This window comes from Alteribacillus sp. YIM 98480 (assembly GCF_009765375.1).
Classification (GTDB): domain Bacteria; phylum Bacillota; class Bacilli; order Bacillales; family Marinococcaceae; genus Alteribacillus.
The window spans coordinates 133,468-157,781 of sequence record NZ_VTOK01000003.1 but is presented as its reverse complement, the minus strand read 5'-3'; the positions used below and the strand labels follow the sequence as shown (position 1 = coordinate 157,781).

Genomic DNA, 24,314 nt, shown 5'->3' with positions numbered 1-24,314 from the left:
TTGCCCTATGCGTTTTTCTATTCAGCAGTTTATTCGAACAGTTATGATGGCTGTTTTTGCTGTGTTTTTCTTAAGACTGTATGTAACTGGTGAATTAGAAATGTATGTAAACCCAAAATATGATGGAATGAGCCAGCTGGCTGCTGTCATTTTTGTTTTTCTCACTTTTATTCAGTTTTCTAGAATATGGAAAAGGAAGAAGGACAAGCAGGCACATTGCTCTAGGGAGTGCAGCCATCATCATGGGCATGATCATTCCTTTCTAAAAAAAGTAACAAGTTACGTTATTCTTATATTCCCCCTTATTACAGGATTTGCACTGCCGCCACAGACCTTGAATTCATCTCTTGCCGAAAACAAAGGAACCTTGTTATCTCAAGGACAGCACGTTGACATTAAACAAGAATCTGAAAATCACTATGTCCCCACAGCAGAAAATACGGATACTAATCGTAATGAAAAACCTCTCCCCAACAATAATTATCTTCAAGAAGAGGTATATGAAAAGAAAATGAAAACACTAGAAGAAGTGCACAGCATTGATATGAAAGAAGATATGTTTTCATCCTATTATGAAGCTATTCGTGAAAGTCCTCGTGATTTTGTAGGAAAAACCATAACCTTACAGGGTTTCACATACAGAGAAGAAGGGCTTCATTCTAACCAGCTCGTTATTTCCAGGTTTCTTATCACGCATTGTATCGCAGACGCCAGCGTCATCGGGTTGTTAACAGAATTTGAACAAGCAAGTTCCTATGAAAAAGACATCTGGATGGAAATAGAAGGAACGCTGGATGTAATAACCTATAACGGTACAGAGTTACCAATGATAAAAGCAAAACGCGGAAGAGTCATAGAAGAGCCCTCCAATCCATATATTTATCCTGTCCTTAGAAAAATGACAGACTAAAAAATCATATTTACCGGGATAGAGGCGATCCAGTGGGACCAAATATTAAAAGGACAGCCTTACTTTGTTTCTTTTTAAAAGGCAAGAAATGATAAATAGTTGGCGTTTTACATGTCTAGCGCAAGCGCTTACTCGCTCGAGATTCCTTCGGTTCGTCAATGGAAAGCAAAGATCAGCTTTCCATATGCCGACCCTCCAGGACTTGTCGCTCGTGAGCAAGGCGCTTGCGCTTTTCTTATTTTGCTGGTTCTAAAAACAATGTTGTATTGATAACAGAGGAATCTGCTTCAGTTTGGCTGACTCGTTGAAACCCGCACTTTTCATATATATATGGCTGTACTGGATCATAAAGCAGCTGATATAAGCCGTCGGCGCTGCGAATAGCAGCTACAGCTTTAGAATTGGTATTTTTAATTTGTTGAAGGATATCTTCTTTGTTTGGTACTAGCGAAGCAATAAGGACAAGATCATCGCTCTTATAATCAGCCCTTGCTCCGTCTTCTTGTTCATGTAAGATACGGCTATTATCTTGAAGAGATGTTAGCAGTTGTTTCCCTAACAAATGGGAAAATGGATCGATATCTAAACTCCGTACCTCAGCATTCGACGTTTTTGCCATTATTAAGGCAGATAATGGAAGAGGGCCTGACCCTATTATTGTCATCCGTTTCACTTTTGTGAGTTTATGACTAATTTCCCATTCTTTTTCGACTAGATTGGTGTAATTGTTCCAGTAGATAAAGTGATGTAAATCGTTGATGGTTCTTGCAGTGGTTAAGAAATGCATAGCATAATATTTCTCCATTTCACTTTCTGCCTGTGCAAGTAAGGACAGCATCGGTTTTCTAATTGCCTTGATGTCAGGATGCTCGATAATTTGATCCGTACCCTTTTTATTCACTGGCATCGTTAATGTGAATACTAATTGAGAAAGGGTCTGGTTAACTACCGGATTTTTAGGAGAACAATCTGTTTCGTTTTTTAACGTATAATAAGCCTTTTGATATGTATCAAAAATATGTTGTTCGATTGCTGTCATCGTAGATAGCAAATAAACTCCTCCTTTTGTGTTATACCCCTGAGCGCTGGGCTATTTTTATTATTGACAAATCGTAATGGTTACGATTAAATCATACATAGCTGCTTCTTGTGAACCTGCTATTGACAAAAGAGTAAATTTTTACTAATGGAAGCAATGATGAAAGAAGGGAAGATAGCATGAAACATGAGTCATTTCAGGAAGGCAGCCACCGTCACTATCTCACGCTTGCTATCCCGCTGATGTTGGCGACGATTTCTACTCCGCTTTTAGGGGCAGTGGATACAGTGGTGGTAGGTTATTTAGAAGCTCCTCATTATTTAGGGGGAGTGGCGATTGCAACATTAATCTTTAATACGTTGTACTGGCTGTTTGGTTTTTTGCGGGTGAGCACCTCGGGATTCACAGCGCAGGCTGCCGGCAGGCAAAACGAAAACGAGATGCTTATCATGCTGGCAAGGCCATTGCTGCTGGCAGCTGCAGTCGGTCTATTATTTATTTTTGCTCAGTACCCTCTCTGGCAAACTGCTGTACATTTGCTTCAACCGACTGATGCTGTACAAGAGCAGGCAGAAGGGTATTTTTCCTACCGGATTTGGGGAGCCCCGTTTGCCTTAATACAGTTTGTCCTTTTAGGTTGGTTGATTGGCCGTTCCCACGTAAACGTCGCTCTCTTTCTGCAGCTCGGCTGCAACATTTTAAATATGGGACTGGATGTTTTATTTGTTTTTTACGTAGACATGGGAGCAGCCGGAATTGGGCTGGCTACGTTGATAGCTGAAATAACAGGAGTTCTTATTGCTGCCTTATATCTTTTGAAAAAAACAGGCTTCACTTTTTCCGTCTTTAGTTGGTCTTCTGTTTGGGAAGCAGGTCCGCTTTTACATATGATTCGTGTAAACCGGGATTTATTTATTCGAACAGCCTGCTTACTGACTGTTTTCGGAGTGTTTACGTCAGTTGGAACGTCATTTGGAGAAGTAACATTAGCGGCGAATGCTATTTTGATGCAAGTGCACTTCATTATGGCTTATTTTTTTGATGGATTAGCAAATGCGAGCAGTATTTTAGCAGGCAGGGCGATAGGGAAAAATGACCGTTCTCTGTTTTTGCGAACGATGAAAACAGGGGCATTCTGGTCTTTTCTTATAGCTGTTGGATGGGTGTTATTTATGATTGTAAGCGGCAGCTGGTTTGTGGGATTATTTACTTCTATAGACGAAGTAGCCCTTACAGCTATAGATTACAGTGCCTGGATTATTCTGTTTCCAATTGCCGCGTTTTGGGGGCTTCAACTGTATGGCTTTTTTACCGGAGCGACAAAAGCAGCTCCGGTACGAAACTCTTTAATCTCAGCTATGTTGTTATTTTTATTAACGCTCGTTTTGTGTTTGCCTGGTTGGGGCAACCACGGGCTTTGGCTGGCTTTTATCGTATTTTCTCTTACACGTACACTTGTGCTGTGGGCGTATACTCCGTCCTTAATACGTAATTCTTTTAAGAAAAACTTTAAACAGGAAGTCATTTAAAAGCAGGAGGGGAAATGAAACAGTTTGTTTTGTTTGCGTTGGGAGCAGCTATTCTATTTTCTGGATGCGAAGCTCCAGGCTCAGCAGATGAAAATAAGTATTACATATGCCTTTCATTATCCAGCCGAGGTGATTCATCCAGCGGTTGATATTAACTATACTGCGGTGAGAATGGGAGCTTTAGAGACATTGGCTCATACAAAAAATGAAGAAGTTGAGCCATGGCTTGCTGCATCATGGGAGCAATTGGATGAAAACACCTGGGTCTTTACGATTAAAGAGGATGTCACTTTTCATGATGAAGCAGAGCTTGACGCTGAAGCTGTGAAGACGTCACTAGAAGAAACCATGTCAGAAAGTGAAGCAATGGATGAATCTCTTGATATTGAAAAAATGGAAGCTGACGGTCAGGAACTCACGATCAAGACAGAAGAAAGCAATGCTTCGTTTCCATCCGAACTGGTTCACCCGAACACAGCGATAATCAAGCCATTGGATGATAAAAAAGAAGTGATCGGAACCGGTCCGTTTGAAATGGACAGCTTCAAGCCGAATCAATACATCAAGCTAAAAAGATACGATCATTATTGGGACGGTGCTTCCGAATTGGAAGAGGTTATTGTTTTATTTAACGAAGATGCTAATTCCAGGTTGGCTGCTTTAAAATCGGGTGACGCTGATATAGTTTACCGCCCTTCTGTAGAAGAGGTGGATACACTAGAAGATGAATACCAGGTCGATACCGTTTCAAGCCTGCGTACACACCAGCTCATTTATCAAATGGAAAATCCGGAGCTTCAGGATAAAAATGTTCGTAAAGCACTTGAACAATTAATTGACCGTCAGGAAGTGGTCGAAGCCATGAACCAAGAAGCCGTACCAGCAAAAGGACCTTTCCATGAGGACTTTGATTTTTCTGCGGAGCGAAAGGAACATGAGTCAAACGTAGAGGAGGCCATCAATTTATTAGAAAAAGCTGGTTATACCATAGAGGAAGATAAGGCTGTAAAGAATGGTGAACCGCTGGAGCTGAATCTGGTAACTTACTCTGCAAGGCCCGAACTTCCCTTAATCGCTCAATTGTTACAAGACAAAGCGAAAGAAGCAGGAATTACAATAGACATTCAACTCAACGAACAAATTGATGACTACCTTGCAAATAACACGAACTGGGACCTTTCTATTTATAGTTTCGTCACCGCCCCGCAGGGAAATGCTAGTTATTTATTAAACACTGCCTACGCCCCGGATGGTGGATTGAATGTAGGAAACGTAGAAGACGATGAATTGACCGAAAACATCAATGCATTTAATAAAGAGAGTAATAGAGAGAAACAAAACAAATTATCTCAGGAAGCAGTAAGTTTGATTCTTGATGAATATTATCATTCTTTTATTGTTCACCCAACAAATAGTGTTGCGATGAAAAAAGAGATTACAGGGTGGGAAACGAGTACTAGTGAATACTACATGATAACAAATGAGATAGGGATCGAAGAATAATGAAAGCAGCAAGCCGGCGTATCATAAGTTTTCTTCTTTTTGTGTGGATTTTTTCTACTATAAGCTTTTTATTGATTAGTTTATCGCCAGGAGATCCAGCTACTACGATTTTGCGAGCAGAGGATGTAACGGTAACAGAAGAGCAGCTTGAACAAGTAAGAGAGGATCTGGGGCTCAATGAACCAGTCTGGAAACAGTATATTCAATGGGTGGGAAGTTTTTTACGGTTCGATTGGGGAGAGTCCTATGTGACACAAGAACCGGCCCTCAAAATGCTTATGCAGGCATTTCCGGCAACTCTCTCCTTGAGTGCCGGGGCGTTCATCGTTGCAATGGGAGTTGCGGCACCACTTGGAGTGTATAGTGCTATACACCGTGGGACATGGGTGGATTCTGGTGCTAGACTAATATCGATAAGTGGAGCTTCCGTTCCTAACTTTTTACTCGGTCTTTTCTTCATTCAGCTGTTTGCGGTTCAACTAGGCTGGTTTCCTTCTATGGGGAGCGGGACGTGGTGGCATCTCGTTCTTCCCTCTTTGACTCTTGGAATTGGGATGTCTTCTTTTTATATCAGGCTGATTCGATCGAGCTTTTTAGAATCGATGGCTGAACCTTCTCTTACCGCAGTTTCATTGCGAGGTATTTCAAAAAGACGAATACGGTGGGGCTATGTATTTAGAGCAGCCCTAGTTCCTGTGTTTTCTGTGCTTGGAGTAAGTATAAGCAGTTTAATTGGCGGAACGGTCGTGATTGAAGTAGTCTTCGGTTTTCCGGGAGTAGGATCTCTTATCGTTGATTCCATTACCCGGCGGGATATTCCGGTTATTCAGTGCTTTACCATATTAATGATTGCGGGTGTAACGTTTATTCAACTAATAAGTGATGTTATGCTGCGTCTTCTCGGACTGGGTCATTATGGAGAAGGGGGACCTTAACATGAAAAAACTTCCTGATAAAATCTATCTTATTGTTGTGGGATTTTTTTTAGTCGGAATTTTTATCCTTCCGCTTACATGGCAGGTCAGTCCTTTTACTATTTCGGTAACAGACCGTTTGCAAGGACCATCTTTGGTTCATTGGTTAGGAACAGATCATTTAGGACGGAATATTTTCTCCAGAATTATACATGGGGCTGGTTATACGGTTGGTTTTAGTGTCCTTTCGATATTTATCACGGCACTCATTGGCGTACCCGCAGGAATTTTAGCAGGAGTAAAGGGGAAAGGAACCGACAAATTCCTTATGCGTCTTGGTGATGCGTTTCTTGCGTTTCCTGACTTTCTTTTAGCTTTACTATTAAGTGCTGTTCTCGGACCAGGGCTGTTTAATGTCATTTTAGCAGTAATTTTTGTGAAATGGATTCAATACAGCTACCTCGTGCGGGGAATTACAAGAGAGGTCATGCAAGGACAGGCGGTAATGATTTCGCGTATAAACGGCAGTTCCTTTTTTTCGATTGTTCTTTATCATATTTCCCCTGCTATCGCAGGTCACGTTCTCGTACTTTGCACCACAGATATTGGCAAAGTGATGCTTCTGATTGCTTCTTTATCTTATATCGGGCTTGGTGCACAGCCGCCTGTACCGGAATGGGGAGCGATGCTGAACGAGTCGAGGGCCTATTTAGAAGGTCACCCGCACCTGCTCTTTTTTCCCGGACTGGCGATTGTTTTAACTTCTCTTCTCTTTTATATAGCAGGTGATAAATGCAGAGATCGATTGCTAAAAGATAGGCGAATAGAAAAAGAAGAGACAATGGAGGATAGATGCTATGCTTGAAATCCGTCATTTAACGGTTTGCCATGAAGATGTATTTCTTTTAAACAACATTACTTTCCAATTAGAAAATCAAGAATGGCACGCTATAGCAGGGCCGAGTGGGGCGGGCAAGAGCTTAACCGCACATGCTATTTGTTCGCTGCTGCCCAAAAACATGGAACGGCTCTCCGGATCTGTGATATTTGAAGGGGAAGATGTAACTAAAATGGAGAAAAAGAGGCTGGACGTATTAGCAAGCAGGAGTATCTCTTATATTTTTCAAGACCCAAGGCATTCGTTCTTTCCTTTACTTTCGATGTATAAACAGTGGGATGACATGGTGAAAGTCCAATATCCTGGGTTGTCTAAAAAAGAAAGAAAAGTTAAAATGCTAAACGCTCTGGATGCCGTTAAACTCCCTGCTGTCATACTTAAAAGCTATCCGTCTCAGTTAAGCGGAGGACAAATTCAGCGGGTGGCATTAGCAGCAGCCTGGCTCATGAAGCCAAAATTAATTATTGCAGATGAGCCAACTTCAGCGCTGGACGCTGTAACTTCTCAGCTTATTATGGAGCTGTTGGAAAATTTACGAGAAGAAACAGAATGCAGTATTTTAATGATTTCTCACGATTTAAGAGAGGTACTTCATTATCTTGCAGATGGATGCATTATCGAGCAGGGCCGTGCAGCATCTGTTCTACTTTCTCCACAATTTACAGTAACCAGGCAGCTTTGTCGTGCTATTCCATTATTAAAACGGCCAAAAATGGAGGAGAGAGTTCATTGAAACCTTTATTTTCTATGAAAAATGTTTTCTATTATTATCCGAATACAAACAAAGGGGTACGTGATATAAGTTTTTCTCTTTATCCTGGGGAGTGTGTAGGTATAGTAGGAGAAAGCGGATCAGGTAAAAGCACAATTGTTCAGTTATGTCTTTATTTATTGAAAGTACAAAAAGGCGATTTGAAAATGAGAGATAGAAGTATAAAAAAGCTTACTGGTAAGGAAATAGGAACCTTTAGACAAGAAACATAAGCCGTTCTTCAGCATAACCAAAAAAGTTTTCTCCCCAGTCAGAACGTCAGCCGCACCTTTTTAGAACCTGTGCGTAACATGCCGCTTAAAAAAAGACGGCACCTGACACATAACAATGAGAGGAAATTTGCTGAATTGTGGATGGAACGGGTAGGACTAAGTCCAAGTTTACTTAATAGAAAACCAGAAACGTTGTCAGGCGGCCAGCAGCAGCGGGTGCACATTGCCAGAGCGCTAAGCATCCATCCTGCTTTTCTTGTACTGGATGAACCTACCTCGAACCTTGACGTTCTCTCCCAGGCAACGGTGCTGGAGTTATTACAACGAAAGATAGGAGATTCTGATCGGGGCACTCTATTTATCGGCCATGATATTGCTGTCGTCTCTCAGCTTGCAGACCGTTTTATCGTGATGAAAGACGGAGAAATAATAGACACTTTTCATAAAAATGATATGGGGATGAACGACCGGCACAGCTATACCAAATTATTAATGGAAGCGAGTGCGTGGGAAGGGTAGCTTAATCGTAGGAGTTGAACTTGTAAAAAAGAACGATTATTATTTACAAATCGTAATAGTTTGATATAATGCTAAAAGATAAATCGTAATGATTACGAAAGGTAAGGTATTTATGTGGAAGAATGTATTAAAGTTATTATTTATAGGGTTTACTTTTTTAGTAATCGCTAGTGCTTGTGGCATGGAAGAAGAACAGGAAACGAGGAGTGAAGAAAAAGAGGAGGAACAGCCGTTACAAATTTATACTACCTTGTTTGCCTGGGAAGACTTTGCTAATAAAATCGGCGGAGAGGAAGTAGACGTTATCAATCTCGTCCCTGCAGGAGGGGATGCTCACAGTTTTGAGCCAACCTCACAAACGATGATAGATGTCGTTGAATCAGATGCATTTATATTTAACGGAGCCGGAATGGAAGGATTCGCAGAAGAAATCAATAAAATGGCTCAAGAAGAAGGCGTTCTTTCGATAGAAGTTACAAAAGGCATAGACTTAAGAAGTTTTACAGACGATCATGCTCACGAACATAACCATAACGAGGAGTCAGAAGCATCATCAGAAGAACACGATCATGGACATGGAGAGGTTGACCCGCATATATGGTTAGACCCTGTAATAGCAGTAGAAGCAGCGGAAAATATAAAAGATGCGCTTATTAAGTTAAGACCAGAGCAAAAAGAAACATTTGAAGATAACTTTGCAGATCTTAAAGAGCAATTATTGGATTTAGATAAAGAGTTTTTTGAAATGGTTGATGCTGCAGAAGGTCATCAGTTTATTGTGTCACATTCCGCATATGGATATTGGGAAGACCGTTATGGATTAGAACAAATTGGTCTGGCAGGTCTTGCCCCGTCTGATGAGCCTTCACAAAAACAGCTGCGAGAAATTATTGAAATAGTGAAAGATTCGGGGATACAGCATGTAATGCTCGAAAAGAATGTTTCCTCTAAAGTAACAGAAGTGGTTCAAGATGAAGTTGGAGCCGAGGCCTTACATTTACACAACTTGGCATCACTCGTTCAAGAAGAAAGAGACAGCGGGGAAGATTATTTCAGTTTGATGAAACAAAATATGGATAACCTCGAAACCGCATTACAGCTTTCAGGTGACACTGCACCGTCACAAAAATCATCTGATCACCATGAAGATGAACATGAAGATTACGAGCATGAAGTTAGTCATGACGACCATGATCACAGTCATAACTAATACGAATATATCCAGTCACGCAAAAGAGCATGGCTGGATTTTATATTAATTCCCGAAATCAGTTGGATACTCTCTTGTAAAGGGACAATAGCTTTTTATCTGGTTAGAAAAGTAAAAGAAGAGGAATAAGTTGAGTATAGTAGAGGCATCGCATTCGCCCTTTTATTTAACGGCATAAGTGTCCGTAAAAGCGACTATTCATTTTTTAATAGTTTCATTTTCACGAACACAAAATGAGTTTCTCAGCTTCAATACAGCTTATTATTCCTCGACAGCGCGTCTGCACATCTCCCACAATTTTTCTGTCGTATATTTATCGTTTGCAAAAGAGGGATAAACTTGTTTGCCGGTGATTTGTTTCAATTGTTTAAAAAAGCTTAAAGGATGATTGGGAGAAGGTGTCATGACTTCTAATTTATCATTAAAGAGTTTTCCAGTGGTTTGTTTAAATTTATCTGAGGTGCACAATTCAAAATAGTTATCGGCCATATAGGCAGGAGAAGGGAAAAATATGTTTTGTATCCATGCAATTGTCCTATAACGAGGCTTCACTTTCTGAATGGTGTTCTTTGACATTTTTGCTCCATTGATTTGCAAGGCGTTTACTTTTATTCTCTCGCTTTCCAGCTCTTTTGCTAACTTGAAGGTCAACATAACAAGGGCGATCTTTGATTGACAATACATTTGGTAAACACTGAATTTTTTCTTATTTTTGTATACTCCTTGCAAATCTACAAGATCTGTTTTTCGTTTAGGATCAAAAAAGTGTTTAATTATATTGCTGCCAGCATGGAGGATTCTTGCATCTTCTGATTTCTTTAAACAATCCACTAATAATGTTGTCATGTAGTAAGGGCCAAATACATTGGTAGCAAAAGTTAGTTCAAAATTATCTGTGCTAAGACGGTGTTTTTCACCGTGATTAAAATAAGCAGCGTTATGAATTAAAATATCTAATTTATTATATTCTTCTTTGAATGTACTGAAAAATTGGCGAATCGAATCAAAGGAAGACACGTCAAGTTGTTTTAAGACTACCCGGTTATTTTTTGATGTATTAATTAGATCTGCTTGAACATTCCGGCTTTTCTCAATGTTTCGGCAAGCCATAACGACAGTGTATCCTTCTCTTGCAAATCGATCAGCGGCAGCTTTTCCAATTCCTGAATTTGCCCCGGTAATAACGACAATTTGGTCTTGCATATTTTCATATTCGCCTCCTTCATTTGCCTTCTCTGCCTGTCATAAGCGGAAAAGTGTACTATTCATATGTTGTATATAAATCATTATACATAATAATGTTTATTCTCTGTGTAATTAATATGAAGGTTATGTATTTCCATTTCGTAGTCGTTTTGAAGCTTTTAGAGGCAAGAAAATAGGAATGAAGAGTCGGATGAATAAATAATGCATAATGCGAAAAATCTAAAATTATTGTTAATAAAATTACCAGTCGATCATGTTGCTTCACCAGGGTTTACTTGACTATCAAGCCCGGATGAAAGAAAAAAATGAAAATGAAAGCATAGGAAATGAACCACAGCTGAATAGCAAATATTTTTTCATGAGGCACGTTTACGAAGGAGCGTGCCTTTTTTCATACTGATAGAAAAGCATAATATTTTAACATGGATGAATTATTGACGTCGTCAACATGTTTAGGAAATCAGTATAAGTGCAACTAGGCAATCGCCTTCACCTAAAGGCTTAGCGCTAGCCACGTTTTTCTAATGATTATTAACACGGAAGAATGAAGGCCCTGTTTTCGACCAAGTCAATACGTCTAATGCAGGTATTAATCCCTGATCTAGCCTTTGGTTGCAACGAAGAATGAGACCCTCTGCGTTTAACTTCCTGTCACTGTAAGAATAAAGAAATAATTATATAAACAGCGGTTAAGAACGAATTGTCATGTGATAAAAAGCCTAAAATATTTTTTTCTATAAAAAAATGGGACTATTTTTTCTGTTGCTACGTTCCATAAGTGAAATAAATACAATAAGGGGGGCAAAGGAAATGGTCAGCAATGAATCACTAGAACTCGCCCGTGACGGAAATAAAGAAGCGTTTCATGATCTAGTTTATTCTTTTTATCAAACCGTCCAGCGTTTTGCCTATCAAATTGGTGTCAAACCAGAAGATGTAGAAGACGTTACACAAGAAGTGTTTTTAAAAGTATACCGATCACTCCATAGCTTCGCTGGCGGGACTTTTACAACTTGGCTTTATTCTATTACCTTAAACACCGCAAGGGATATGATGAGAAAGCAAAAGCGGCAGCAGCGGAAAATTGAACAAATGAAGCAGAAAACGTCCTCTCAAACATACACGACTCTTAATGTCAGCGAAGATGCGATGGAATTGCATGAGCTGATCCGCTCGCTTGATGAAAAATACCGGGTTCCGCTCGTTCTTCATTACTTTCATCACCAAACGTATAAAGAAATCAGTGACGTTACCGGAACTTCTGAATCTGGAGTGAAGACACAGGTCATGCGGGCTAAACAGAAACTAAAAGCAAAAATAGAGAAGGAGGGTATTTCTGATGAGTAAATCTTTTGAAGAGCGTATGAAAGAGCTCGAAGAAGGATACAACGCCATGCCGGATACGATTTCGCCTGAAAAGATTATTCAAAACGTAGAAAAGAAAAAGAAAAAATCGTCGTGGAAAAAAATATATGCAGCAGGTGGAAGTGTGTTGGCTGCTGGACTTGCGACCTTGCTTATTATGAGCCAGCCCGGTGTTCTTCCCGGTGGTGGAGATTCTGAAATGCCACAAGGCGGCACTTCTGAAGAAAATGAACAACCTTCCGAAGATCCGGATGAGGGAGAAGATATTCCAGCTTTTACAAAAGAGCGTGCCGTTGAATTAATGAATGATTATAAAGAATCTTTTGTATCACTTATTAATGAAGCAGGGAATGACCAAAAAATTGATTCTTATCAAACAAAAGAGGAAGTGAAGGAACATTTTAAAACGACCATGTCAGATGATCTAGCTCAATGGATGACAGATTCTTACTTTACAGAGGAAGAAGATGGCGTTTATGTTATCGCAAAAGATGGTCCAACTTGGCTCGAAGAAGGGCAGCCATTTGAATTGGAAGAAGTAACAGAAACACACGTAAAAATAGTACAAGAACGTGACAATGAATTACTAGGAAATGTGGAAATGATTTTTCATACAGCCTATCAAGACGATAAATGGATTGTCGATGAAATCGACTCAAACGATGCTGATGAATCAGCAAATGAAACAAATTCAGACCTTGTTAATACTGCGCAAACGGTTTTAAATATGATTACAAGCCAGGATATGAATACGCTGGCCAGCCATGTTCATCCTGATAAAGGGGTACTCTTTTCCCCATATGTAAATATTGACGAAGACGCGCAAGTATTTCAACAAGAAGAAGTAGAACACTTCTTTGAAGATAATCAGGTATATGAATGGGGAGTCTATGACGGCCGCGGCAATACAATTGAACTGACTCCGGGTGAATATTATGAAGAATTTATTTATGAACCGGGATTACAAGACGCAGATGAAATTGTTGTGGATGAAATAAAACAACGAGGGAACATGAAAAATAACATTAAAAACGTTTTTCCAGAAGCTGCTGTCGTGGAATATCATATAGAAAGTTCAGAAGATGAAGGAATGGATTGGGCAAGTCTTAATATTGTGCTTGAACAAGATGAGAACAACACCTGGAAATTAGTTGCTATAGTTCATGATGAATGGACGATCTAACAATCCCTTAGCTTCGCTCTGATAAAAGGTGAAGAGCGAGGCTTTAACCCTGATTGGTATCTGTTTAAACAGCTGATGGTCCAAATTTGCTATTGTGAAAATCGCGGTATGCTTGTTTAATCTCATCCATCGTATTCATAACAAATGGTCCATGAGGCACGATTTCTTCTTTTATCGGAGTACCCGAATATACAAGAACTTTTGAACGTCTGCTATTTGATTTTATTACGAGTTCACTCGTATTCTTTTCATCTCCGCTTTCATTAAATGTTAATGTACCAACTCCATGTTTTTTCATATTCACTGCATTTTGGCCAAAATCCAAATCACCTGATAGCACATAGAAAAATGCGTTATGGGATTCAGGCAATAGATGAACATACTCCGCTCCCTCTGCGATGGAAATTTCAGAAATAGTAACAGGAACGACAGATTCCAAAGGACCTGTTATACCGGCAATATTCCCCGAAAAAACTTTCACCGAGACCCCATTAAAATGGAGGATGGGGGCGTCTTCAGAGTAAACATTTTGATAAAAAGTTTTCGTTTGTTTTAAACTTTTGGGCATGTTCAACCATAGTTGAAGGGTGTGGGCAATATCGTTTTCCACTCCTTCTTCTGCATGTCTTGCACCCGAGCCAGCATTCATATATTGCAAGTCACCTGGTTCAAGAATATCACGACCGCCGCCATTATCGATGTGTTCTAGTCTTCCATCGATCACATATGTAATCGTTTGGAATCCTCTATGCAGGTGATCAGAGAAAGCCCCTCTTTTAAACCAGTCCTCTGCCATCAATATAAATGGATCAAAATCTGCCCATCGTTCTACAGGCAAAATCCATCCCTTTTGATAAAAGGAAAAGAGGCTTCTTCATATTTGACGTACCAATGGGCTTTTACATTTCTTTGAAAAAGGTTATCGTCTTTTGACAATGGTATCCTCCTATTCTAATGGTTGTTATAGCAACTATTAGAGAAACATTTTCTACGCGCTAAATGATGGAAAGAATGGGAGTAATCTTCAATGAATGTACTTTCTTAGCATTCTAAAAATTTTTCTATTATGATGAGCAATAAAATTATTCTAAATAAATAAGGCAATAGAGTCAAACAAATTGCTAGCGAAAAAGTCCTATTCCAAATATTTCCCTTTTCATAAGGTAAATAAAATTCGTTGACAATATAACAGCAGTCTGTTTATACTGTGAACTTGTAAGCAGGCTCTGAAAAAATTAATGGAGGATGTACCTTGAAATTATCCATTCAAGATTACATTAGTATAAAAATTCATAACATCGATTTGGCTCTAACGAACTATATTAAGTCCAAGTTAGCAGACTACAATCTGGCGCCAGAGCAAAATTTAGTTATGATGTTATTATGGGAAGAAGATGGCCGGACTCAAAGCCAGATCGCAGAAAAAATTAAAAAAGATAAAACAAATGTGGCACGGATGGCTTCCAATCTTGAACAAAAAGGGTTTATTAAAAGGGTTAACAGTGTAGAGGATCGCCGTGTGTTAAAGCTTTATCTTACGTCTGTAGGAAAAAGTCTAGGTGAAAAAGTCGTACCAATTGCAGAAGAATTTAACGAAACAGTGTGCAAGGGGTTTTCCCAGGAAGAGCTTAATGAATTAGAACGTCTTTTATCTAAAATCAACCATAACGTGGATCGATTTTTAAGATGAAGAAGGTGCAAAGCGGTATTTCTCCATGTTTGGAGCTTACGTTACAAAAAATTTTGATAAAAAGTTGCTATAGCAACTTTTTTAAAATGGAGGTTTTTTTAATGGCAAATGTATTATTTATTAAGGCAAATTCTCGACCAATAGAACAAGCGGTGAGTGTAAAACTTTACGAAACGTTTCTGGAAAATTATAAAGCAGCAAATCCAGAAGATATTATAACCGAACTTGATTTATTTGAAGAAAATTTACCTTATTATGATACAGATAAGATTAATGGAATGTTTAAGCTTTCCAAAGGGATGGAGTTAACTTCCTCCGAACAGGAAGCGACAACCTTGATAAATAAGTATTTGAATCAATTTCTTGATGCGGATAAAATCGTCTTTGCATTCCCGCTTTGGAACTTCACTGTTCCGGCAGCATTGCATACGTATTTAGATTATTTGGCTCAAGCTGGGAAGACATTCCGCTATACAGAAGAAGGTCCAATTGGTCTTTTAACGGATAAAAAGGTTGTTCTTTTAAACGCAAGAGGCGGGGTTTATTCTGAAGGACCGGCCCAATCTGCTGAAATGGCAGTTAATTACGTGAAAACATTACTAGGTTTTTGGGGTGTACAAGATATTACTACAGTAATTGTCGAAGGTCATAACCAATTTCCAGACAAAGCAGAAGAAATCATTGAAGAAGGACTCGACAAAACAGCTGCTGTGGCTTCTACCTTTTAATTTTTATTTACAAACTCGTTTAAAAATGAGCGGGACCGAATAAAGTAAAAAAATCTGCAAGACGCTCTTGTATGGGTTTTATGCTAAGGAACTTTATGGCAGGGCAGCGGCTTGAGACACATTAGGTCTGCCTACTAAAAAAACTGGCAGTATCCAAACTTTTGGAATAGAAAAGTGTAATGGTTTCTAGATTCAACATAAGGTATGCAAAGGAAGAAATAAAACTCGGCATGTACCAAAAAGACGTTGTGACATGCCGAGTTTAATAATGAGAAAATAAATTGGTCCTACGTGAAGTACTCCAGCTTCGCTTCAGGGAAATGCTCATTCATCGAATGCGCTAATGCTTCTTTCATGGTTTTTTGTTCGTCATTTGTGTATACGTATTTGCCAATTCCGTAACGTCCCCATTTCCATTTTCGTTTATTTTCATCCAGCTCTAACTTGGTCATAGGATAGTTTTTTTGGATAACCCTTTTTGCTGGTTTCGTAAAACGGTGCTGAATAAATTCAAACGTAAGATCTTTTTTAGCGTGTTCAGGCAGCTCGGATGCAAGCTTTTCAAACATTTCCTCATAACCCTCTTCCCAGCCCTCATGTAAGTAAATGGGAGCAACGATAAATCCTAACGGATATCCAGCGTTTGCAATTTTTACTGCTGCTTCAATCCGTTCATTTAGGCGTGACGTTCCTGGTTCAAAATATTTGATAACATAATCGTCATTGATGCTGAATCGAAATCGGGTACGTCTATTATGTTTTGCATCGAGCAAATGATCCACATGAGAAAATTTAGTCACAAATCGAAGCTTTCCATATTCTGATTCCCCAAAGTATTCGATAGCGTGCTTTAATGTGTGCGTGAGGTGATCAACTCCTACGATATCTGACGTACAGGAGGCTTCAAACCGGGTAATCTCTGGAGCTCGTTCTTTCATATAATTCTCCGCACTTTCAAAAATATCTTCTAGATTGACATACGAACGAATATACGGTTTGCTGCCCATCGTTGTTTGTAAATAACAATAATGACAGTGTCCCATACACCCCGTAGCAAACGGGATGGCATATTCTGCAGATGGTTTTGATGTGTCAAACTTCAATGTCTTTCGTATTCCTATAACCAGGGTTGATTTTGCCATACGGTACCGTTGAAAATCACTTTCTCCCGGTAGATTTCGCACTTGATTATGGGAAGTTGTCTCGCGTATTTCGATGTCCATTTTCTCAAATTTATTCACTAGCTCGCGGCCAAGAGGATAATCAAGCGCACGAGGTTCTACATAAACTAATTGAGGAACAAACGGTTTAACCAATAATATCTCCGCCCTCTGAAGATCCAAAATAATATTCGTACGCTTTTTCTGCTTCAGCTTCTGTATGGTATATGGCCATTTCTTCATCTAAAGGATAATACGTATCATATAAAAAAAGACATAATTCACCGGGGTTTTCAGGATTTTCTACGACGGCCGCTTCTTGTACATTGGCAACATCTTGTGCATGCGGATTGCGATACATCACATAGACCACATTTCCTGGTTGAAACGTTTCTCGCTGCTCCATATCGTCACCTTCTTTCCTGAAATTGTTGTTAGTATGTATCAATAACGTAAAAAGATGTGCTCTGAAAATGTAGTGAAAATATATTTAATATGTACACGATATTAATTGTTCTAACTTCAAGCTAAAGGAATAATCGTTTTTGTTCCTCATATACACTTTATGTATTTTCGATAAAAATAAGGAGCAGATAACGTGTTTGAAACAACTCCTTTGATTTCAACTTCATTTTAATTTAATACAGGGGACGGGCTAGATACTGTATAATGAACTTAAGTGTGAATTTAAGAGGGGAAAGATTAAAAGAGTTTTTCTATATATCGTTTTGAATGAGGAGGAGTAGAATGAATTCATCAAACAAGGATGACGTGCGCAGCCAGTTTGGGAGCAATGCCGCTCGTTATGTGTCTAGCGCGTGGCACGCAGCAGGAGAAGATTTGAAAAAATTAGTGGAGATTACAGAGCTGACTGGAGATGAACATGTTTTAGATGTCGCAACAGGCGGAGGACATGTGGCAAATGCATTTGCCGCAATGGCTGCTGAAGTAACTGCATTGGATTTAACCTCAGAAATTTTAGCTGCAGCAAAAGAATTTCACCAAAAAAACGGTCATCGCAATATACAATATGCACAGGGGGATGCTGAACAAATGCCATTTCCCGATGGACAATTTGATGTCGTTACTTGCAGAATAGCCCCGCATCATTTTCCTAATGTAAAAGCGTTTATATCGGAAACGTATCGTGTACTAAAAGAAGGAGCTCCATTCCTGCTTATTGATAATACAGCACCAGAAGCACAGGAATTGGATGAGTTTTACAACGAAGTAGAAAAACGGAGAGATTTTAGTCATTGCAGAGCCTGGAAAAAGTCAGAATGGATTTCTTTTCTCGAAACAGAAGGCTTTGTAATAGAAGAATGGCACCGTTTCCCAAAAACATTTCTGTTCGATGACTGGTGTAATCGAATGAATCTCTCCAACGAATCAAAACAATCATTAGCACGCTTTATGATGAACTCATCTGCAGCGTGTCATAAAAAGTTTCATATAAAAATAAATGAGAACTCGGTGTATTCGTTTGAAGGGGAGTCTGTTCTTTTAAAAGCAGTGAAGCCGTCATCTTAATTATTACTGCTGCTGGATGCGGCGGCAAAAGACGCAGTCATCGCTGCAATCATCACGGCTTGCTGGGCCTGGAGAATAGATTCTAGTGCCGTATAAAGACTCGTTTCTGAGAGGCTGCTTGGACCCATTTTCTCATTAATATGAAAGCTAACCGCCATAATCACATTCATGTCTTTTTGCCATTTGAAGTGTTTCACACCATTCATCTCTTCGTACAGTTCTCGGATAGCTTTCATTTCAAACAACTCGGGAGAAAGCAAAGCCAGCATGCCGATGACAGGATAATACATCGTTTTCGGCTTTATTCCTTTTTGTTTAAAAGCTTGCAAAACATCAACTGCCCGTTGAACGAGCGTCTGGTGGTTTTCCTTGCTGCTTAAGGTAAGGATATGACTTAAAAATTGTAAATCGTTTCCTTTTGTAAATCCACTTTTGCTTAATTGATCATAATAAGTTTCCATGAGCTCTATCATACCAGGGCGTTCCTCCAATGCTAGCAGCACAGCAAGCGGATAATCACTCGTACCTGTTAAAAATGGATGCTCGTTTTTCATCCCTCATAGATAGTACTTGTTTTATTAATGATATCTTTTGCGTCTAAGGATGGGCGGTCCTGGGTTAAAAGAATGGAAGCAGCAAGATACGTATAAACTCCGCTTTTAAATTTGGCATTTTTAAACTCCTTATATAAGGAGAAAAGATCATTAATTTTTGCTTCGGGTTCTTCCGTTTTTACCTCAAAAAGAGCAGCTGTCGTGTATCTTGGGTGCGACCGCATAGAATAAAAGATACCAGCCCGTTTTTTTATATTGTCAGCGAGTTGGAGCAGTCTTTCTAAGTGAAACGCCCTGTCATTCATCACGTAAAGCGAAGCAATCGTCATTAAAATGCGGTTGTCCGTCACTTTCCATTTCATTTCTCGTTTTAGTTCTTCATATATGTCCACGTACTTTTCTATTTTAGATAAACTCAATTTCCATTCCCCTCTCTTATTTATTCATTTTCTACGAATCAAACCACTATCGGTTTCATTAAATGTACTAAACAAGGAGACGGAAAAGAGTGAATGCTATTTATTAAATAGACTTATCCTAACCATTTCTCTAACGGTTTATATACTTCTCTAAGAAAGTGAACAGGCCCGGGAAGATCCGGAAAGAAAAGCAGGAGAATGGCCAGCGACCAGCCGATGATTGTCAAAACCACAAAGGTTCGTCTTTCCTTTTTTTGGTATTTTTCAATTTTTTGCCATTCATATAAGTATATCCCAACCATAATGACAGTGATTCCGAGTATAGCCAGTATTTTCATTATTCTTCCACCTTTTCTTCAGGTATTCCTTGCGGGGAGGTGGAGCTGCCTGGTCTTTTCACCTTGACGTTGGTTTCCACTTTTACTTCCACTTCCGGAAATTTCTGTTCCCAATTCTCTTTTATCTTACTCCACTCTTTCGGATATTTTCTGTGAAATGCATCACCAAAATTAAAAACGTCGGCCTTCATCCCTCTTTGTACTTTTTCAAGAGTCAGATAGATTCTCTTTTCAAGCTCTTTTTCTAATAAGATTTCAAGGTTTTTAACTGTGTTAGGACTCATTACATTAAGGTTCGTTCCATTTTCGGCAACATCGTCATCTGTTTGGATACTTACTGTTATTTTCCATTTGCCATTTTCAATAACAGGTTGAAGAGATGTTCTAGACCGAATAAGATTAAAAGAAATCTTACCTTCTTTTTCTGGTTGAATAGTTACGGTTGCCAGGTCAATTTCATCTAGCACCCATAATAGGCCTCTTGTTGCCTCGGCATCTATGGAACCTACCATTTTATTATTTTTAAGAATGGCAGTTCCGTTTAGAGCCAATTTTTCGTCTCCTGTTTCGGTTGTTTTTTTTTGTACTAATGGGGCAGAGGCTCCTCTATGGTTTTTCGATAGCTTTTGCAGAAAATCTTTCAACGTAACGTCCTGCATTACTTGAAGGGAACTTAGATCCTTTAGTTTTTCAGAAGGAATACTCTCCAATAAGAGATCGACATTTAGTAACTCTTTGGCGTTTCCGTTAACAATAAATACTCTGGATTGAAGTCGAGGTTCCGGGTAACGAGCGAAAAAATCAATATGCTCGTGCAGGTTTTCTTTTGCGAGGCGATCCCCAATTACGATCACTTCATTATGGCCCCAAAATATTTGACGGGAGGTTTCTTGTTGCAGTTTGGACATCGCATCCATAATCGTTGCCCCTGTTAATGTTCGCTGCTCCACTGCTTTTCCGCCGCCGCCTCCCATTCCGCCTGTCTGGTCTCCACGAACATTACTAGGTATGGCAAACTGAATTGTGACTTCCACTTGTTCGTTTTCCGTTACATCTTCTGGTTTATCAATTCCTACAGCAACCACATATAAGAGATCATTTACTTCTCTTTGATCCCAGCAGCCGTTTAGCAGGGGACAAAGCAAAAGTAATAATAGCAGTAATTGAGATTTACGTAGAAAGTTTATCATTTGTTTGCCCCCATTCTTTTTGGTGAAGTGAAAAAAAACCTTTTGGGATAGCCCTTTTTTATACTGGATGAATCATCAACGACGTCAATATGTGAAATAAATCAGTATAAGTGCAACTAGGCAATCGCCTTACTTAAAGGTCTTGCGCTAGCTAGGTTTATAGGTAAGAAATTATAATATTTGGCGTTTTTGATGTCTAGCTTCAGCGCCCAGCAGCTCAGGCGCACACGATAAAGAGGAATTTTTGCTAAAAACGCCACGTCCTGTGGCATTGGCGACATGAGCACATCCTATGCGTCGACGTGTGCGATTTTAGTAGAAGTTCATTAAAATGAGCTGAACGTCTTATGTCTTCCCTTTCGACTCCGGGCCGCAGGCGACCCTGCTCGAAAGCTCCAGAACCTGTCGCGGCTGACCAGGGCGCTTGCGCTTTTCTTAAAAAAGCAGTTTTAATGAGTAGTAGATAATTTACGAACTTTTGCTACCACCAACAGTATCGTTGGAATGACTAGATAAAAAAGCGGAAGGTTGAAGGGAGAAACTCTTTTGAGATAGTCTGTCAGTTCAGGTAAATTAGGCGTCCAGACACTCATAACCGTCAATAAAAAACCAAACGGTAACACAAGCGGCTTATAATTCGATAGCTCTAGCCATTGCGCTGTTCCTAAAACGAGTACATAATAAAAAACGGATATCTTTATAAACACACTTAACACCCAAATAGCCATAATCACTGATTCCAGGTGTTCAAAAAAATCACCAACACTGATATATCTAGCGGCACTCATAATCGGGTATGTAAGCTTTACAGTCGTTTCACCAAAAACGAACAAACTGGTTATATTAGTAATTACCATAAGAATAACAACACTTACAATAGATATGATTCCCCACTTCATCCCTCCTTCACGTTCTTTTAAAAAAGGAAGCATAAAAGAAATGATCATAAACTCGCTGAACCAGGCAGCAGGCGAAGACGATGCTTTGATTATGGGCATTATTCCATTTTCAAATACCGGGTACATATTCTCGACATCCATCTCATTAAATAAAAATATAATGAGAAACAGAAATAATATCGTGACCGTCGGAATGAATAGTTGTGCCGTTCTTCCAACCACTTCGATACCACCGCGAACAGCGAAGGCGCAAACAAAAGCCATGGATGCAATAATGACAATCGAAGGGGTTTTTAACAAAAAATTGCCTGAAACAAATTCCGCATATTGCCTAAACATCACACTGGTCGTTTGCAGAAAAAATAAGATGTACACGAAAGAAAGAATTTTTGCTGGTATACGTCCGATAATCTTTTCACTATATTGAATGAATGTTTTTTTCGGAAAATATTTGTGTAATTGAATGATGACAAATAATGCTAAAAATCCAGCTATAGAAGCTGTAATGGGAACGATCCATAAATCTTGTTTTGCCTCTTTTGCCATAATGGCAGGAACTAAAAGAATAACGGTCGCTAAAATGGCTGAGTGCATCATGATCGCCATTTGCAATCCGGAAATTTTTCCTGTTTCCATTGCTTATCCCTCCCATATTTTTGGAATCGTTATGCTTTCATTAATCTCCCATTCCTTTTTTGGGGCCTGGTTTTTGGCCAGGAGCCTGGCGGTATTTATTATAGTCGCCGGTGAAATGAGGCCTTTTATTCAACTTGTACCAAGGTGCCCGTACAATGACATCTTTCAATTGAGAACCGTTTAAAGGGGCAACTGGAGATAAATAAGGGACCCCAAAGGAACGCAATGTGCACAAATGAGTGCCAAGCATGATAAGACCGAGCATAATGCCAAGCAAACCGAGAAAGGAGGCTAAAAAAATTAATGGAAAACGCAGTAATCGAATGCTTACACTCGCTGTATAACGAGGTATCGTAAAAGAAGCAATCCCGGTTATCGCTACCACAATAACCATAGGTGCGGATACAATCCCTGCTGTAACTGCGGCTTCGCCAATGACAAGAGCACCGACAATGCTGACTGCAGAGCCTATCTGTTTGGGAAGCCTTAATCCTGCTTCCCGCAATGCTTCAAATGTGAATTCCATCAAGAGAACTTCGACCAGAACGGGAAAAGGGACCTCTTCCCGAGAAGCTGCAATAGAAAATAAAAGAGCGGTAGGTATCATTTCTTGGTGATAGGTCATAAGAGCGACATAAACCGCAGGAAACATAAGCGCGATAAACAAGAAAACAAACCGTAACCAGCGAATGGCTGTCCCGGCCATATAGCGATTATAATAATCATCCCCAGATTGCATTAATGCAAAAAGTGTGGAAGGAACGATGATGACTAAAGGAGTGCCATCTATAATAATGACTACTCTTCCTTCCAATAAATTAGCTGCTGCTGTATCCGGTCGTTCTGACCGAAGCACCTGAGGAAATGGAGAGACGGGATCATCTTCAATCATTTCTTCTAAATAAGTGCTTTCTAACACACCGTCTATATCGATACGTTCCAATCGATTCTCTACTTCTTCAAGCAGCGTCGGTTCTGCTAAACCTTCCACGTAGCATATTGCAATTTCAGTTGTCGTATAACGCCCAATTTGTTTTGTCTTCATTTTAAATTGAGGACTTCTGATTCTCCGCCGTAACATGGTAGCATTCGTTTTAAGTACTTCATTAAAACCTTCACGAGGCCCTTGTACGACTGCTTCTGAAATGGGTTCCTCAATGCTGCGCTGATCCCATTTTTGCAGCCCAAAAGCAACGGCATGATCAAACCCTTCCATTAACACTATCGGTTTCCCGTAAGATAACGCCTGTGTTAAACGGTTGAAAGAATTAATTTCTTCTACTTCCGATACTGACAATACATTTTTAACTAAAACAGATAGACTTTCGTAATATTTGTCTATGCTTTCCTTCATTAATGGAGAAAGAATATGTTCATCGATTTCTTCCAAATTAGACATGCCATCAATGTATACGAGGAGTGCTTTTTCTTTTCGTGCGATAGAAAACTCACGAAAAACCACATCAAAACTGTTCTCATAAAGGAAACGAAGATTCTTTTCATTTTCATCAATGTTTTTAGATATAGGTGTCTTATCAGCAGGAGAAGTCGTCTGATCTCCCGTGGTGGTTTGTTTATTTTTTTGATTATTCGATCTTAATATTTTTTTTAATTTACGTCTCACTTTCTCTGTCCCCTTATGATCTTTCTTGCAAATAGTAAAACGGCAGAAACGTTTTTTTGCACTGATTAGGAAAGTATCAAATTTTAGCGTAGATGAATCATCGATGTCGTCAATATGCTGAGGAAATCAATATATATGCCACTAAGAAATCGCCTTCTCCTAAAGGTTCGTCTTTAAGGAGTATGTATAATTACAGGTAGTCAGTAAGTAATAGGTAATGATCTAGATATTTTTTAGCTATTCAATATTTTTCCTTGAATCTTCAAATTTATGCGCCTTTCAATTT

Annotated in this window: 24 protein-coding genes and 1 pseudogene; 14 read left to right on the top strand and 11 right to left on the bottom strand. The window is 39.4% G+C overall.

From position 1 onward, the window contains the following. Positions 1-7: 7 nt before the first annotated feature. Entirely contained in the window at positions 8-910 is a 903-nt protein-coding gene (locus tag FZF09_RS05555) for a TIGR03943 family putative permease subunit (RefSeq protein WP_158735581.1), read from the top strand. A gap of 111 nt (positions 911-1,021) precedes the next feature. After that, complete coding sequence (locus FZF09_RS05550; RefSeq protein WP_158735580.1) at positions 1,022-1,180, top strand: hypothetical protein; 159 nt, start codon at positions 1,022-1,024, stop codon at positions 1,178-1,180. Here FZF09_RS05550 and FZF09_RS05545 read toward each other — a convergent pair. After that, entirely contained in the window at positions 1,146-1,961 is an 816-nt protein-coding gene (locus FZF09_RS05545) for a nicotianamine synthase family protein (RefSeq protein ID WP_158735579.1), read from the bottom strand. The genes FZF09_RS05550 and FZF09_RS05545 overlap by 35 nt on opposite strands. A 167-nt stretch (positions 1,962-2,128) precedes the next feature. Between FZF09_RS05545 and FZF09_RS05540 the strand changes: the two genes are divergently transcribed. The 7 genes and pseudogenes from FZF09_RS05540 (at position 2,129) to FZF09_RS05505 (ending at position 9,506) form a co-directional block, all read left to right on the top strand. Next, positions 2,129-3,478 carry an MATE family efflux transporter gene (locus FZF09_RS05540; protein WP_158735578.1) on the top strand — a complete coding sequence of 450 codons (1,350 nt, stop codon included), beginning with the start codon at positions 2,129-2,131 and terminating at the stop codon, positions 3,476-3,478. Between the two features lie 24 nt (positions 3,479-3,502). Beyond that, positions 3,503-4,981, top strand: a complete 1,479-nt coding sequence (gene nikA / locus FZF09_RS05535; RefSeq protein WP_158735577.1) for a nickel ABC transporter substrate-binding protein — start codon at positions 3,503-3,505, stop codon at positions 4,979-4,981. Then, on the top strand, positions 4,981-5,916 hold the full coding sequence (gene nikB / locus FZF09_RS05530; RefSeq protein WP_158735576.1) for a nickel ABC transporter permease: 936 nt from the start codon (positions 4,981-4,983) through the stop codon (positions 5,914-5,916). Before nikA ends, nikB begins: the two co-directional genes overlap by 1 nt. A 1-nt stretch (position 5,917) precedes the next feature. Next, a complete protein-coding gene (locus tag FZF09_RS05525; RefSeq protein ID WP_158735575.1) occupies positions 5,918-6,760 on the top strand; it encodes an ABC transporter permease in 843 nt (280 codons plus the stop codon). Continuing rightward, positions 6,753-7,526 carry an ATP-binding cassette domain-containing protein gene (locus tag FZF09_RS05520; protein ID WP_158735574.1) on the top strand — a complete coding sequence of 258 codons (774 nt, stop codon included), beginning with the start codon at positions 6,753-6,755 and terminating at the stop codon, positions 7,524-7,526. Before FZF09_RS05525 ends, FZF09_RS05520 begins: the two co-directional genes overlap by 8 nt. A 14-nt stretch (positions 7,527-7,540) precedes the next feature. After that, a pseudogene (locus FZF09_RS22760) lies at positions 7,541-8,296 on the top strand (ATP-binding cassette domain-containing protein). A gap of 88 nt (positions 8,297-8,384) precedes the next feature. Next, complete coding sequence (locus FZF09_RS05505; protein WP_158735571.1) at positions 8,385-9,506, top strand: metal ABC transporter solute-binding protein, Zn/Mn family; 1,122 nt, start codon at positions 8,385-8,387, stop codon at positions 9,504-9,506. 261 nt (positions 9,507-9,767) lie between these two features. Here FZF09_RS05505 and FZF09_RS05500 read toward each other — a convergent pair whose 3' ends face one another. Then, positions 9,768-10,709 (bottom strand): SDR family oxidoreductase, encoded by a 942-nt coding sequence (locus FZF09_RS05500; protein WP_158735570.1) that lies wholly within the window; start codon positions 10,707-10,709, stop codon positions 9,768-9,770. A gap of 813 nt (positions 10,710-11,522) precedes the next feature. Between FZF09_RS05500 and FZF09_RS05495 the strand changes: the two genes are divergently transcribed. Together FZF09_RS05495 and FZF09_RS05490 are read left to right on the top strand one after the other, a co-directional pair. Further along, the gene (locus FZF09_RS05495) at positions 11,523-12,059 is read left to right on the top strand and encodes an RNA polymerase sigma factor (protein ID WP_158735569.1); all 537 of its coding nucleotides are present in this window, start codon (positions 11,523-11,525) and stop codon (positions 12,057-12,059) included. After that, positions 12,052-13,260 (top strand): hypothetical protein, encoded by a 1,209-nt coding sequence (locus tag FZF09_RS05490; RefSeq protein WP_158735568.1) that lies wholly within the window; start codon positions 12,052-12,054, stop codon positions 13,258-13,260. Before FZF09_RS05495 ends, FZF09_RS05490 begins: the two co-directional genes overlap by 8 nt. 64 nt (positions 13,261-13,324) lie before the next feature. On the opposite strand, the gene FZF09_RS05485 is transcribed toward FZF09_RS05490, so the two are convergent. Further along, positions 13,325-14,098, bottom strand: a complete 774-nt coding sequence (locus FZF09_RS05485; protein ID WP_370514426.1) for a pirin family protein — start codon at positions 14,096-14,098, stop codon at positions 13,325-13,327. 414 nt (positions 14,099-14,512) lie between these two features. On the opposite strand from FZF09_RS05485, the gene FZF09_RS05480 reads away from it, so the two are divergent. Continuing rightward, the gene (locus tag FZF09_RS05480) at positions 14,513-14,950 is read left to right on the top strand and encodes a MarR family winged helix-turn-helix transcriptional regulator (protein ID WP_158735567.1); all 438 of its coding nucleotides are present in this window, start codon (positions 14,513-14,515) and stop codon (positions 14,948-14,950) included. A gap of 101 nt (positions 14,951-15,051) precedes the next feature. Continuing rightward, positions 15,052-15,678, top strand: coding sequence for an FMN-dependent NADH-azoreductase (locus FZF09_RS05475; protein WP_158735566.1), 627 nt, complete (start codon positions 15,052-15,054; stop codon positions 15,676-15,678). 287 nt (positions 15,679-15,965) lie between these two features. Here the strand turns inward: FZF09_RS05475 and splB are convergent, their stop codons facing one another. Then, positions 15,966-16,994: a spore photoproduct lyase gene (gene splB / locus FZF09_RS05470; RefSeq protein ID WP_158735565.1), complete on the bottom strand. Its 1,029-nt coding sequence runs from the start codon at positions 16,992-16,994 to the stop codon at positions 15,966-15,968. Further along, positions 16,987-17,244, bottom strand: coding sequence for a transcriptional regulator SplA domain-containing protein (locus tag FZF09_RS05465; RefSeq protein WP_158735564.1), 258 nt, complete (start codon positions 17,242-17,244; stop codon positions 16,987-16,989). Before FZF09_RS05465 ends, splB begins: the two co-directional genes overlap by 8 nt. A 341-nt stretch (positions 17,245-17,585) precedes the next feature. Here FZF09_RS05465 and FZF09_RS05460 point away from each other — a divergent pair, with 341 nt between their 5' ends. Next, positions 17,586-18,368 carry a class I SAM-dependent methyltransferase gene (locus FZF09_RS05460; RefSeq protein WP_158735563.1) on the top strand — a complete coding sequence of 261 codons (783 nt, stop codon included), beginning with the start codon at positions 17,586-17,588 and terminating at the stop codon, positions 18,366-18,368. Here the strand turns inward: FZF09_RS05460 and FZF09_RS22965 are convergent. The 6 genes from FZF09_RS22965 to FZF09_RS05430 all read right to left on the bottom strand — a co-directional run bounded on the left by FZF09_RS22965 (position 18,365) and on the right by FZF09_RS05430 (position 24,028). Further along, a complete protein-coding gene (locus FZF09_RS22965; protein ID WP_158735562.1) occupies positions 18,365-18,922 on the bottom strand; it encodes a DUF4003 family protein in 558 nt (185 codons plus the stop codon). The two genes, FZF09_RS05460 and FZF09_RS22965, sit on opposite strands and share 4 nt — an antisense overlap. Continuing rightward, positions 18,919-19,341 carry a DUF4003 family protein gene (locus FZF09_RS22960; protein ID WP_158735561.1) on the bottom strand — a complete coding sequence of 141 codons (423 nt, stop codon included), beginning with the start codon at positions 19,339-19,341 and terminating at the stop codon, positions 18,919-18,921. Before FZF09_RS22960 ends, FZF09_RS22965 begins: the two co-directional genes overlap by 4 nt. Before the next feature lie 113 nt (positions 19,342-19,454). Continuing rightward, complete coding sequence (locus FZF09_RS05445; RefSeq protein WP_158735560.1) at positions 19,455-19,679, bottom strand: hypothetical protein; 225 nt, start codon at positions 19,677-19,679, stop codon at positions 19,455-19,457. Next, positions 19,679-20,869 (bottom strand): Ger(x)C family spore germination protein, encoded by a 1,191-nt coding sequence (locus tag FZF09_RS05440; protein WP_158735559.1) that lies wholly within the window; start codon positions 20,867-20,869, stop codon positions 19,679-19,681. The genes FZF09_RS05445 and FZF09_RS05440 overlap by 1 nt, the downstream gene beginning before the upstream one ends. A 449-nt stretch (positions 20,870-21,318) precedes the next feature. Next, positions 21,319-22,404: a GerAB/ArcD/ProY family transporter gene (locus FZF09_RS05435; protein WP_158735558.1), complete on the bottom strand. Its 1,086-nt coding sequence runs from the start codon at positions 22,402-22,404 to the stop codon at positions 21,319-21,321. A 40-nt stretch (positions 22,405-22,444) separates the two neighbouring features. Next, a complete protein-coding gene (locus FZF09_RS05430) occupies positions 22,445-24,028 on the bottom strand; it encodes a spore germination protein (protein WP_158735557.1) in 1,584 nt (527 codons plus the stop codon). Between the last annotated feature and the right edge of the window lie 286 nt (positions 24,029-24,314).